The sequence below is a fragment of the Hallella mizrahii genome, from assembly GCF_009695775.1.
In the GTDB taxonomy this organism is placed as follows: Bacteria; Bacteroidota; Bacteroidia; order Bacteroidales; family Bacteroidaceae; genus Prevotella; species Prevotella mizrahii.
Genome location: NZ_VUNG01000024.1, coordinates 1 through 13125, shown reverse-complemented (window position 1 = coordinate 13125; position 13125 = coordinate 1). Strand labels below are relative to the sequence as shown.

Sequence of the window (13125 nt, the reverse complement as noted above, 5' to 3'; positions counted from 1 at the left end):
CCATCAAGGGTTTCGTAGTTGCAAAGATACGAAGAATTATTGTTTCATCAAAGAGAAAAGTGAAGATAGCGCAATTTATAGATATGATTGTGGGCCAGTTTGGCTTCCATCCCACAGTTTGCCAGCTGACGGCATTGCAGACGTTTGGTCAGTTTTTAGCAGACCGCAGACCCGAGTCGGTGATGATCCTGCGTGGTTCGGCAGGAACGGGCAAAACCTCTTTGGCAGCTGCCATGGTGGGCACGCTCCACCGGTTGGGACAGAAGCTCACGCTCATGGCACCTACTGGGCGTGCTGCCAAGGTGTTTTCCCGTGGCAGCGGTCTGCCGGCCTATACCATTCACCGTCGCATCTATCGTGAGCGTATCTACCAAGGACTCGACGGGCAGTTCAACCTCAATGACAACCGCAACCATCGTATGCTCTTCGTTGTCGACGAGGCGTCGATGATCGGTTCCGGCTCAAAAGGCGAATCCGCCTTTGGCTCGGGTTCGTTGCTCGACGACTTGATTAAGTATGTCTACAGTGGCGACAACTGCCGTCTGTTGCTCATTGGTGACAAGGCACAGTTGCCGCCGGTGGGCGAGGATGAGGCTCCGGCACTATCGTCCGACGTGCTTCGTGGGTATGGTCTTGTGGTCTATGAGTGTGACCTTGATGAGGTGCTCCGCCAAGGAGAGCGGTCGGGCATTCTTTTCAATGCCACGCGGCTGCGCGACATGATCGTGCGCGACGAGACGACCCAATTGCCGCCGGTGACCTTTGAGGGCTTTGCTGATATTGTCAACCTCAGGGGTGACGAACTCGTGGAGACTCTTGCCTCAAGCTACAGCCAAGTGGGGATGGACGACACCATCGTTGTCACGCGGTCGAACAAGCGTGCCGCCATCTACAACCAAGGCATTCGTAACACCATCCTCGACCGTGAGGACGAGCTCTGCTCGGGTGATCTGTTGATGATCGTACGCAACAACTACTACTGGACCGAGCGTGAGCAGGCTGCTATCCGCGAGAGTGTGAGCAAAGGCGAGCCAGGGCAGCCGTTTCCCGTGAGCTTTCTCGCCAATGGCGACAGGGCGGTGGTGGAGCGTGTGCGCAATATCCGCGAGCTCTATGGCTTCCGCTTTGCCGACGTGTGGCTACGTTTTCCTGACTACGATGACTATGAGATGCAGGTGACGGTGAACATGGACTCTCTGCTCACCGAGGCTCCCGCGCTGACGCTTGATCAGAGCGAACAGCTCTTCAATCAAGTAATGGAGGACTATGCCGACCTCAAGACCAAGCCAGAGCGGCTGCGGGCGGTAAAAAACGATGCTTACTTCAATGCCCTGCAAGTGAAGTTTGCTTATGCCGTCACTTGCCACAAGGCGCAGGGTGGACAGTGGAGTCACGTCTATGTTGACCAGGGTTATATGACCGACGACATGGTCAACGCTGACTATTACCATTGGCTCTATACGGCCTTTACACGTGCTACAGAGAAACTCTATTTGGTCAATTGGAAGAATGGGTGAAAAGAATTGGTTGGCCATGAACATTTACAAAAGACTCTCTTCTCGGCCGACGGTTCCAGAGAAACGACTAAAGAAAAACAAGGGATAAATAGGGCTGAAAGGCGCAGAAAACAGACGAAAGAAGAAGACGGTAGTTTGACAGTTACAAATCGCTGAGATGATCATGCGAAATCACCGAGATGACCGTGTGAAATCACCGAGATGACAGCAAGAAAAAGGTACCTTGACGATGAAGGGTTATCGTCAAAGTACCTTTTCCTTATGGTTCCTTGAGAAAAGAAAAGTGTAAGTAATTAAGTGTCAACAGATTGAAGAAGAGTGGCCGAAAATTGCGAAAATCAGGTCAAAGGAGGGTTTCGTTCAGAAAATAGCCGTATAGGAGGCGGAAAGATGTCAGTTTGTCCAACATATCTGCCTTTTCTGTGTGGTACCGGATTCTTCGGGAAGCTTATTTCCCGGCTCTGTATTTCTTGCGTATATTGGCAGGCGAGGCGTTGAGGTGCTTGCGTGTGTAGGTACCGAAGAAGCTCAGACTTGGGAATCCCATGTCGTTGGCGATTTCTTTGACAGTCTTTGATGTGTAGCAGAGTTGGCGTCGGATCTCTTGTGCCACAGTTTCGTCGATGAGTTGCTTGGCGGAGTGCCCCGTTTTATCCTTGATGATGTGTGAGAGGTATTTCGTGGTGATGCACAACTCGTGGGCGAAGTAGCTGACGTTTCTGACCTTGCCTTTACTCATAGCCAGCAGTTGCAGGAAGTTCTTGAAAGTGTTGTCGGTCTGGCTGTATTGCTCGTTCTCGGGGATTGTGTCCATGCGGTTGAGCAGCATGTCGGCGATCTCGTAGATGATGCTTTTGTGTAGCGTGTGCAGAATGTTGCGCTGGAATTTTGTCGGCTTACGTTTTGAGTAGGACTTGTAGAGCTGGTAATATTGCTGTCCGACCTCTTTCTCGTCGTCGGTGAGGTGAGTCTTTGGGTGATTGGCAACGAACTCGATGGTTGGCCACAGATTTTTGTCGGCCAGCAAGCTGTCGTTGATGACAGATGGAGAAAGGCTGAGTACCAGCATCTGTAGGTCATCGGAATAATTGAAGTCTTCTAAGGAAGTACGTGGGAGAACAATCATCAGATCTCCATGGGAGAGGGTTGTAGTCTGTTGGTGGTTGATGGTGGCGGACAGAGTCCCTTGTTGACAATAGGCCACGATGAATCTGTTGGGGATGAAGAAGTCGATTTGCTGCGAGGTGTCGGCAAAATCGTCATAGAGGATAAATTCTGGCTCTGTCTCTGGAGTGGGACGGATGTCGGCAGTGGCGATGATGTTGTCGTTGGGGAGTGTTTGCTGTGGTGTGGACATGGGTTCTGGGATGCTAAGTTGATTAAAGGCTGAAGGGTGTCATGGTTTGCGTCTTCTCTTGATAGGTTGCGGGGTCGACGCGCCGTCCCCGCAGACTGCGTACGCGCGGCATGTTGTCGAACCATGGATCTTCGGTGACGAACCAACAGAAGTGGCTAACCTCGTTGATAGAACGCAACCGGTTGTTGAGCTCTCGGGCGAAGCGTGGGTTCACCGCGGAGAGGAAATGGTGACCGTCGTGCATCTCTATGGCGAGCACCAAGTGCTGTTGCTTATTTGGGTTTTCGGAAGTGTGGGCCGGGAGAGCTGACTTAGCGAGGTTGCGGGTAGAGCTACTTACGTGTATGTCCCAGCCATCGCGGTTGAGTCGGTCCATGATGCCCCGGAAGACAATGCCGTGGGGCGAGGAGTCGCGGATACCCGTGTATGCGATGGAATAGTGGATCATCTCATGGAGCAACACGCTTTGGAACTGGTGCTCGTTTTGGTCGTAGTAGTTGCTCATGCCCAGTGTGTAGTCGTAGTTGATGACCTTTCGCCACGTGCGCTTTCGCTTGAAGGAGAGAGAGCCCAGTCGCGTACGCGACCGTCCGATGTGGTAGCGTGGCTCGGGCAGCCCGCCGTCGAAGTATCGACGGTTGAACGTCTGAAAGTTGGCGCGTAGCCATGAGATAGTGATTTGCATGAAAACGATCCTTTACTTTTATCAAAGCAAAGTTAGTGTTTTTCCTTTTATCTACAAAGCGAAGAGGGGGTAAAGTTAGGCTTTCGGCAGTTTTTCATGAAAAGCGGTAAGCAAAACCAACTCTTACAATGAACGACAGCGATCATTGGAATTTCTTTCGGGGAGGCACTATAGATAGTAGGTTCCACCGACGTTGCAGTGACATACGGCTAATAGGCCTCGCGATATTTGCTCTCGTCCTTATCTTTGAGCATGCCGAGATAGCTCTCGTAGCGCGACTCGGCGATGTAGTGGTTGCGAACCGCCTCAATCACGGCGCAGCCCGGCTCATGGGTGTGGGTGCAGTTGGCAAAGCGGCAGTCTTGTGAAAACTTGAAGATTTCGGGAAAATAACTGGTGATCTCCTCTGGTTCCATGTTAAACGTGCCGAAGCCTTTGATGCCCGGTGTGTCGACAACATAGCCATTGTTGTCGGGCAATGGCACCATCTCGGAGAACGTAGTGGTGTGCATGCCTGTGTCGTGTGCTTCGCTGATGTCGGCTACACGGGCTTCAGTGCCGGGAATCAGCAAGTTGAGAAGGGTAGACTTGCCCACACCTGAGTTGCCACTGAGCAGTGTCACCTTGCCGCTGAGCAGTGTGCGCAGTCCGTCGATGCCATCGCCGGTGAGTGCCGACACCTGGTGACAGGGATAGCCGATGTTGTCGTAGAGCGTCACCATCATGTCCTGATAGTGACGCTCTTCGTCGGTGAGCAGATCGGTCTTGTTGAACACCAGTACCACCGGCACGCTGTATGCCTCGGCAGAAGCCAGGAAGCGGTCGATGAATGTCGTAGAAGTCTGCGGGTGCGCCACGGTGATGACGAGCATTGCCTGGTCGAGGTTAGCCGCGATGATATGGCTTTGCTTCGACAGGTTTTGTGACTTACGGATGATATAGTTCTTTCGGTCTTCGATCTCTGTGATAAAAGCAGTACCCTCCCGGTTGATGTCTATATGCACCCAGTCGCCGACGGCAACGGGGTTGGTGCTTCTGATACCCTTCAGCCGAAAGTTACCTTTTACTTTGCTGTCAACGAGCTGGCCGTCATCGGTCTTGACGGTGTACCAAAATCCGGTGTTTCTTACGACAAGTCCTCTCATGTGCCATGGATTAAACGGTCATCACCTCTTTCTGCTTGGCAGCCAGGGTAGCGTCGATCTCCTTGATATATTTGTCGTGCATCTTCTGCAAGTCGGCTTCAGCGTCCTTTTCCTGATCCTCAGAGAGTCCGTCCTTGATAGCCTTCTTCAACTTCTCCTTGACCTCAGCGCGTGCGGTACGCACCTGCACTTTCACGCCCTCGCCAATCTTGTTGCACTGTTTTACGAGCTCTTTGCGGCGGTCCTCAGTGGGCTGTGGAATGCGCAGGATGACCATCTCGCCATTGTTTTCCGGTGTGATGCCGACATCGCTGTCCATGATACCTTTTTCGATGTCCTTGATGGCCTTGCGGTCCCAGGGACGGATGGTGATGGTGCGAGCGTCAGGGATAATGATAGAGGCTACCTGGTTGAGGGGCATCATCTGACCATAGGAACTTACGCGCACGCCATCGAGAATGGCAGCGTTGGCACGGCCGGCACGGATGCGTGCGAGCTCCTCTTGAAGATACTTCGACGCCTTCTTCATTTTTTCCTCGGCGCCATTGAGGGTTTGCTTTACGTCTAACATATTTTTAGTGCTTAGTTTTCTAAGTCACAAATTTAAAAAGATTTTCTGGACGATGCAACTATTTCTCCAACTTTTTTATAGCGCAGTGTTGTTTACTTTGTCTGCAACCATGGAGGTGAGCTCTACAAACTGCTGGACAGAGAGCTGTTCGGGACGCTTCGTCATGATGTCTTGCGCGAAGAAGTCAGGCGTGGGCATGGTCTGAGGTGTGAAGAGCTGGCGCAACGAGACGCGCAGCATCTTGCGGCGTTGGCCGAAAACCGTCTTCACCACACGTTTGAAGAGCACTTCGTCGCAACCGAGATCATTTACGTTGTTGCGTGTCATGCGTATTACGGCACTCTTGACCTTTGGTGGCGGGTTGAAGACGCCCTCGTCGACGGTGAAGAGATACTCCACGTCGTACCACGCTTGTATCATCACGCTGAGGATGCCGTAAGCTTTGTTGCCCGGTGCAGAGGCGATACGCTGAGCCACCTCGCGCTGAATCATCCCCGTGCAGCAGGGAATGAGATCTTTATAGTCGAGCATCTTGAAGAAGATTTGGGAAGAGATGTCGTAGGGATAGTTGCCGGTAAGCACAAACTGTTTGCCGCCGAAGATCTTGTTCAAATCCATGCGCAGGAAGTCTTCCCCGATGATCTGGTCGCGCAGCTCGGGATAGCGTTCGTTGAGGTAAGCCACGCTTTCGGAGTCGATTTCCACGGCTTTCACCTCCCGGTTTTTCTTCACCAAGTACTGTGTGAGGACTCCCATGCCCGGTCCGATCTCCAGAATGGGCAGAGCCGGGCAGGCGTCTACTGTGTCAGCGATGCGTCGTGCCACGCCAAGGTCGGTGAGAAAGTGCTGACCGAGGTTTTTCTTTGGCTTTACTTGTTTCATGTTGCAGATATGTATTTTTCTTTGGTTACAAATGTACGAAAAACATTGGGGATAGACAAGAAACGGGATAAAGAATTGCCGTCAACGCACAAAAAAAGACCGGAAACAGATTGCTCCATTCCCGGTCTTCTATGTATTCTCTCTATTTTATTTCAAATCTATAAGGCTGTTTACTTGCCCTCGACCATATGGTCCATTGTCAGAGCCAGTGCAGAAGCACCTACGAAAGCAACAGCTACCAATGTGATAAATGTCATCATACTCATAATCTTTTTACCTTTCTTTACTTTTAATTCTACTTTTGTTATCCTTTGTCCGTGGTCTCGTGTTATGGAGATCTTCTTGTGGACTTGTTATCCTCTTGACCACTTGGGGTCTCTGTTTTACGTTTGCAAAGGTAGGAGTTTTTCTCTGTGTGCGCAAACAATAGTGGTTTTATTCGCGAAATATGTGATTTTAATTGATACGTGTCAAGCAGATTGATGTGTATCAATGAATTCTATAAGGGAAAAGGCGTACATTATAAAATGATTATTTTTCTAAAAAAGTTTCGTTATTCCACTGAATTGCATTACTTTTGTATGCTATATGAAGAAGAGAAACACCATCAACAACATAGTGAAGGTGGCATTGAGCCTGATGCTGGGCGGTGCCATCCTCTATTGGATGTATCGTGGTTTTGATTTCCAAGGCATGAAGCAGGTGCTCCTCCATGGAATGGACTGGACATGGATGCTCCTTTCCTTCCCCTTCGGCATATTGGCTCAGGCTTTCCGTGGCTGGCGTTGGCAGCAGACTTTGGAGCCTGTCGGGGAGAAGCCCCGCGCCTCGGTGTCGGTCAACAGTGTTTTTGTGTCCTATGCCGTGAGCTTGCTTATACCACGTGTAGGTGAGTTTGCGCGTTGCGGCATCCTTCGGCGATGGGACGGTGTGTCGTTTCCCAAGGCTTTGGGGACAGTGGTTACGGAGCGTGCCATCGACTCGTTGCTGGTGCTGGTGATGATCTTTGTCACGCTTCTCTCCCAGTTTCGCGTTTTCCAATCATTCTTCCGGCGTACGGGCACGCGTGTCGATGAACTGTTGGCAAGCTTCTCGTCTACCGGCTGGTTGGTGACAATGATATGCGGTGTCGCCGTGGTGATACTTCTCTGGGTGCTGCTCAGAAAGATGTCTATATATAATAAGGTGAAGGAGCTCTTCCATGGACTGTGGCAGGGAGTGATGTCGGTGCGCTATGTCAAGAATGTGCCACTGTTTATCTTCTACTCCGTTGCTATCTGGGCATGCTATTTCCTCCACTATTATCTCACCTTTTTCTGCTTCGGGGCGACCCGTCATCTGGGTTTCGCCTGCGCGATGGTCACATTCATCGTCGGCAGTATTGCTGTCATCGTGCCCACGCCCAACGGTGCCGGCCCATGGCATTTTGCGGTGAAAACTATGCTCATTCTCTATGGCGTGGCGTCTACGGCAGCCTTGAATTTCGTGCTCATCGTCCACAGCATCCAGACCTTGCTCGTCGTGGTCATCGGCATCTATGGATGGATGGCATTAAGCTTCACGAAGAAAAAGACGAGCAACAAGCAAGAGACAATTATCAGTGAATAGATAAAATATTTATTGTAACCATTAAACGTAATATTATGAGTGAAATCAGCAATCTGCAGCCAGCAGCCATCTGGCGCAACTTTGACGCACTGACACAGGTGCCACGTCCGTCGGGTCACTTGGAGAAAGTACAGCAGTTCCTTCTCGACTTTGCAGCCAAAATCGGCGTAGAGGCCTTCAAGGACGCTGGTGGAAATATCGTCATGCGCAAACCGGCTACCCCAGGCTATGAGAACCGTAAGACTACACTGTTGCAGGCTCACATGGATATGGTGCCACAGAAGACTCCTGACAGCAAGCATAACTTCGAGACAGACCCGATTGAGACCTATGTCGAGGACGGATGGGTACACGCCAAAGGCACAACGCTTGGCTCTGACGACGGTATCGGTGTGGCTGCCATCATGGGCGTGTTCGAGAGCAACGATCTCAAGCACGGACCTTTGGAGGCTTTGATTACACGTGACGAGGAGACGGGTATGTACGGAGCCAATGAGTTGCCCAAGGGAGAACTCAATGCTGACTACTATCTCAACCTTGACTCAGAGACATGGGGCAACTTCTGTATCGGTAGCGCAGGCGGTATCGATATCACCGCAACAATGCAATATCAGGAAGTGGAAAACGATCAGGAAGCTGCCGTTAAGGTGACCTTGAAGGGATTGCGTGGTGGACACTCTGGTCTGGAAATCAATGCTGGTCGCGCCAATGCCAATAAGGAGATGGTGCGTCTCGTGCGTGAGGCTATTGCCGAACTTGCTGCCCGTCTGGCCAGTTGGGAAGGCGGCAACATGCGCAATGCCATTCCTTCTCATGCTGAGGTGGTGCTTGCTTTGCCAAAAGCCAATGTGGAGGCACTGAAGCAGATGGTAGAGAAACAGCGGCTGGCCATTGAGGATGAGTTCAAGACTATCGAGAGCAACGTGCAGTTCTTCTGCGAAGACGTTGACAAGCCTGCTACTCTGGTGCCGGAAGAGATTCAGGACAACCTTGTGGACGCCATCTATGGTTGCCACAACGGCGTGGTGCGCTTCATTCCTGTCAAGCCTGACGTAGTGGAGACTTCTTCAAACCTCGCCATCATCTCTATTGGTGAGGGGAAGGTCGCCATCAAGATCCTGGCTCGCTCCAGCCGTGAGGATATGAAAATGTATGTCGCTACACAGTTGGAGAGCGTGTTCTCTATGGCTGGGATGAAGGTAGAGTTCTCTGGTTCCTACGGTGGTTGGGATCCTAACCCCGACAGCTCTCTGCTGAAGTTGCTTTGCAAAGTCTACAAAGAACAGAACGGCAAGGACGCAACGGTCGTCGTGGATCATGCCGGACTGGAGTGCTCGGTGATCCTGGAGAAGTACCCCAATATGGAGGTAGTCTCTCTCGGTCCTACGCTCCGCAGCCCCCACACCGTCAACGAGCGTTTCGAAATCGCTACAGCAGAGCCTTTCTGGAAGCTGCTGACAGCAGTACTCGAGCAAGTTCCAGAGAAGTAGACGATAAAGACAAGTTCTTTTTAAGACATAAAGAACATGTTTTCTTTATAAGACATAAAGGCATAAAAGACATATTCTAAAGGACAAGTCCTTTTTTAAGACATAAAGACATAAAGAACATATTTTCTTTTTTGTCTTTATGTCTTATTTGTCTTTATGTATAATGAAATATGTCATTATGTCTAAACAAGAAGAATATGTCTTTTATGTCTTTATGTCTAAAAAAAGGAATACGTCTATTACATCTTCATGTCTAAAGTAAAGAAGAATATGTCTTTTATGTCTTTATGTCTAAAAAAAGGACACGTCCATTATGTCTTTATGTCTAAACTAAAAGAAGCATGTCTTCTTGTCTTGCTTTTGGCATCTTTGTCATCAAAAAGAATATTAAATCGTTGGCTCACTCACTTATTTTTTCTAATTTTGCAGTCAGTTAATCAATATTCATCAATTTATGGACGATTATCACGCGGAAAACTTCAAGTGTTAACGTGAGGATTCGACTCGGAGAGTCAGTCCCCACACTTCTTATCATGGAGATTGGCTACAATGAGAACATATTGGAACATTGAGAAAAAGCTGAGCGCCCTCCAGGAGTGGCAGCCCAACTGCTGGATTCAAGTAACGTGCCCCACCGACGATGACCAGCGCGAACTGGTGGACAAATTTAATATTCCCGACTATTTCCTTAGCGACATCAGTGATACGGATGAGCGTGCCCGCTATGAGTACGACGATGGTTGGATGCTCATCATTTTGCGTATTCCTTACGTCAAGGAGGTGAAAAGCCGTACTCCTTATACTACAGTGCCGCTTGGCATCATCCATAAGCGCGATGTGACCATCACCGTTTGCTTCTACGAGACGAACATGATGATCGACTTCGTCAGCTATCAGCAGAAACGCGGCGAAGGCTTCACCGACTATGTCGACATGATCTTCCGTCTCTTCCTCTCCAGTGCCGTGTGGTATCTGAAACGGTTGAAGCAGATCAACACCCTTATCGAAAAGGCTAAGCACAACCTCGACAGCGAGATCAACAACGAGAGCTTGATCGGACTGTCAAGGCTGCAAGACTCGTTGACCTTCTTCATTACCTCCATCCGTGGAAATGAAAACCTGCTGCAGAAACTGAAGTTCAAACTGCAAGTCGATGAGTTGGATGCCGACCTTATCGAGGATGTCAGCATCGAGATGACCCAGGCGCGTGAGACCACCAACATCTATTCCAATATTCTGGAGTCGACGATGGATACCTATCAGAGCGTCATCAACAACAATATGAACACCACGATGCGTAACCTTTCGTCGATCAACATCGTGCTGATGTTCCCTACGCTCATCGCCAGTTTCTATGGTATGAACGTTGTCAATGGGCTTGAGTCTTCGCGCTATGGCTTTGTCATCACCATCGCCATATCTGTTGTTGTGACCGCTATCAGCCTGTGGTATTTGAAACGAAAGCGGCTCCTTTGATGCGCTATACGGCGGCAAACTTAAGTTTTTTCGTAAAAAAACGGTGGTTTTTGTTGGAATTACAGTTTTTTTGTTTAAGTTTGCATAATAATATCAAATAGCATGTGTTGTCTGCTCCCCTTGTTGTCTATTTATAGAGGCGGGGGAGAGGCAAGTGATAAACCGAATCATAAACTTAAAACGGTGTAATGATGGACTCTCAAGAAAACGCCTTGGAGCAGGATAAGAGCCTGGCCCAAGGAGCCACGGAAGGCGAACAGAATGCTGTGCAGGCACAGGACGAGAATGTAGAAAACACAGAGGCTGCCACTGAGAAGCCTGCCGCAGAATCGTCTGAGACAGTGCAGCAGGAAGCGTCTACAAACCAGGAACAGTCGGCTGATAGCCAAAGCCAGGAAGATAAGCCACAAAAGGCTGAAGCCTCGGCAACGGATCAGAATGGTGACAGTTCCGCCGGTCAGCCTGCTCACAAGGCCTATGCCTCTAAGCAGGAAGTGCTCGAAAGAATCAAGGAGATTGCTCGCAACGAGGACAAGCCCGATAAGGATGAAGTGGAGCACTTGAAGTCTTCCTTCTATAGATTCCACATTGCCGAGCGCGAGAAACGGCAGAAAGACTATCTCGAAGCCGGCGGCGATCCTGAGAAATATCAGGTTCTGCCCGATGACGACGAGGAGACTTTCAAGGCAGAGATGCAGATCATCAAGGAGAAGCGCGCCAAGGCTTTCCAAGAGCAGGAGGCTGAAAAACAGGCCAATCTGCAACGTAAGCTCGATATCATAGAGAAGATAAAGGCAATGGCTACCTCTCCCGAGGAAGCCAACAAAAACTATAATGAGTTCAAGGAACTGCAAAAGGAGTTCAAGGAGATCAAGTCTGTGCCGCCGGAGAAAGCCAATGAGGTGTGGCGCAACTACCAACTCTATGTAGAGCAGTTCTATGACTTGCTCAACCTCAACCGCGAAGCGCGTGAGTACGACTTTAAGAAGAACCTCGAAGCCAAGACAAAACTCTGTGAGGAAGCAGAGGCTTTGGACAAGGAGCCCGACGTGGTCAGTGCCTTCCATCAGTTGCAGGAGTTGCACGCACAGTATCGCGAGATAGGACCTGTCGCCAAAGATCTGCGTGAACAGATTTGGGCGCGCTTCAAGGCTGCCAGCACGGTCATCAACAAGAAACACCAGCAGCACTTTGAAGAGCTTCGTGCCAAAGAAGAAGAGAATCTCGCCAAGAAGACGGAGCTCTGTGAGAAGGTGGAAGCCTTAGCCAAAGAAGAAAATAAAGGCATTGGTGATTGGGAGAAACACTCCAAGGCTATCATCGCCTTGCAACAGGAGTGGAAGACCATCGGCTTTGCGCCACAGAAGATGAACGTGAAGATCTTTGAGCGCTTCCGTGCCGCCTGTGACGACTTCTTCAGCCGCAAGAGTGAGTTCTTCAAACAGCTTAAGCAGCAGTTTGCTGCCAACGCAGAGAAGAAGCGCGAGCTCATCAAGAAGGCTCAGGAAATGACCGACTCCACTGACTGGAAGGCTACGGGTGATAAGTTTGTTGCTCTGCAAAAGGAATGGAAGACCATCGGTGCCGTGCCAAAGAAGCTCGGTGACCAGCTGTGGAACGAGTTCCTCACGGCTTGCAATCATTTCTTCGATGCACGCAACGCCGCTCATGCCGGCACCCGTACTGAGGAGAAAGCCAACCTGCAAAAGAAACGTGATATCATCGCTCAGCTCAAGGAACTTGCAGAGAAGGGCGTAGAAGACGCACAGGACAAGGTTCAGGAACTTGTCGACGCATATAATGCTGTCGGCCATGTGCCTTTCAAGGAGAAAGATAAGATCTTCAAGGAGTACCACGATGTGCTGGACAAGATCTATAGCGACCTGCATGTATCCGTGGCCCGCCGCCGTCTTGATAACTTCAAACAGAACCTCCGCAACGTGGCCAAGCGTGGCGAGGATGCCGTGGACAACGAGCGTGGCCGTCTGGCCCGCCGCTATGAGCAGCTCAAGCAAGAGATTGCCACCTATGAAAACAACCTCGGCTTCTTGAATATCTCAAGTAAGAAAGGCAACAGCCTTGTTGACGAGATGAACCGTAAAGTGCAGCGACTCAAAGATGACGCTGAGCTCGTGCGCCAGAAAATCAAGGCTATCGACAGTCAAGATAATAATTAACCTGCCAATCATTATAGAAGATCCCAAGCTTTGAGACGCGAGTCCCATGCTTGGGATTTTTTTGTTTGTGGCAGAAGCAACATTTATTACCTTTCCTGTTTTCCTATTTTGCGCCACCCAAGACCGATTTTATGGTCAGTTAGATACAGTTCTCTCAAGACGCGTTATTTTTTAGCGTCATTTTGCAACACAATGTCGTATAATTCCTTTTGTTTGC

The 13125-nt window shown here is 49.9% G+C and carries 10 protein-coding genes; 5 read left to right on the top strand and 5 right to left on the bottom strand.

Translation table 11 applies throughout. The annotated features are described in order from the left end of the window. The first annotated feature begins 59 nt into the window (after positions 1-59). Complete coding sequence (locus FYJ73_RS09580) at positions 60-1517, top strand: ATP-dependent DNA helicase (protein ID WP_336509594.1); 1458 nt, start codon at positions 60-62, stop codon at positions 1515-1517. Positions 1518-1965: 448 nt separating this feature from the next. On the opposite strand, the gene FYJ73_RS09575 is transcribed toward FYJ73_RS09580, so the two are convergent. From FYJ73_RS09575 to rsmA, 5 genes are all read right to left on the bottom strand, one after another. Next, a complete protein-coding gene (locus FYJ73_RS09575) occupies positions 1966-2874 on the bottom strand; it encodes a helix-turn-helix domain-containing protein (protein ID WP_154534502.1) in 909 nt (302 codons plus the stop codon). 22 nt (positions 2875-2896) lie between these two features. Continuing rightward, the gene (locus tag FYJ73_RS09570; protein ID WP_154534501.1) at positions 2897-3559 is read right to left on the bottom strand and encodes a SprT-like domain-containing protein; all 663 of its coding nucleotides are present in this window, start codon (positions 3557-3559) and stop codon (positions 2897-2899) included. A 209-nt stretch (positions 3560-3768) separates the two neighbouring features. After that, positions 3769-4704 carry a ribosome small subunit-dependent GTPase A gene (rsgA, locus tag FYJ73_RS09565; protein WP_154534500.1) on the bottom strand — a complete coding sequence of 312 codons (936 nt, stop codon included), beginning with the start codon at positions 4702-4704 and terminating at the stop codon, positions 3769-3771. A 10-nt stretch (positions 4705-4714) separates the two neighbouring features. Next, positions 4715-5275: a ribosome recycling factor gene (gene frr / locus FYJ73_RS09560; RefSeq protein ID WP_154534499.1), complete on the bottom strand. Its 561-nt coding sequence runs from the start codon at positions 5273-5275 to the stop codon at positions 4715-4717. Positions 5276-5350: 75 nt separating this feature from the next. Further along, positions 5351-6157, bottom strand: coding sequence for a 16S rRNA (adenine(1518)-N(6)/adenine(1519)-N(6))-dimethyltransferase RsmA (rsmA, locus tag FYJ73_RS09555; protein ID WP_154534498.1), 807 nt, complete (start codon positions 6155-6157; stop codon positions 5351-5353). 588 nt (positions 6158-6745) lie between these two features. On the opposite strand from rsmA, the gene FYJ73_RS09550 reads away from it, so the two are divergent. The 4 genes from FYJ73_RS09550 to FYJ73_RS09535 all read left to right on the top strand — a co-directional run bounded on the left by FYJ73_RS09550 (position 6746) and on the right by FYJ73_RS09535 (position 12908). Next, positions 6746-7765, top strand: coding sequence for a lysylphosphatidylglycerol synthase transmembrane domain-containing protein (locus FYJ73_RS09550; RefSeq protein WP_154534497.1), 1020 nt, complete (start codon positions 6746-6748; stop codon positions 7763-7765). A 35-nt stretch (positions 7766-7800) separates the two neighbouring features. Beyond that, the gene (locus tag FYJ73_RS09545; protein WP_154534496.1) at positions 7801-9255 is read left to right on the top strand and encodes an aminoacyl-histidine dipeptidase; all 1455 of its coding nucleotides are present in this window, start codon (positions 7801-7803) and stop codon (positions 9253-9255) included. A gap of 549 nt (positions 9256-9804) precedes the next feature. Next, entirely contained in the window at positions 9805-10731 is a 927-nt protein-coding gene (locus FYJ73_RS09540) for a magnesium transporter CorA family protein (RefSeq protein ID WP_154534495.1), read from the top strand. Positions 10732-10922: 191 nt separating this feature from the next. Then, positions 10923-12908: a DUF349 domain-containing protein gene (locus FYJ73_RS09535; RefSeq protein WP_419471146.1), complete on the top strand. Its 1986-nt coding sequence runs from the start codon at positions 10923-10925 to the stop codon at positions 12906-12908. Positions 12909-13125 lie beyond the last annotated feature (217 nt).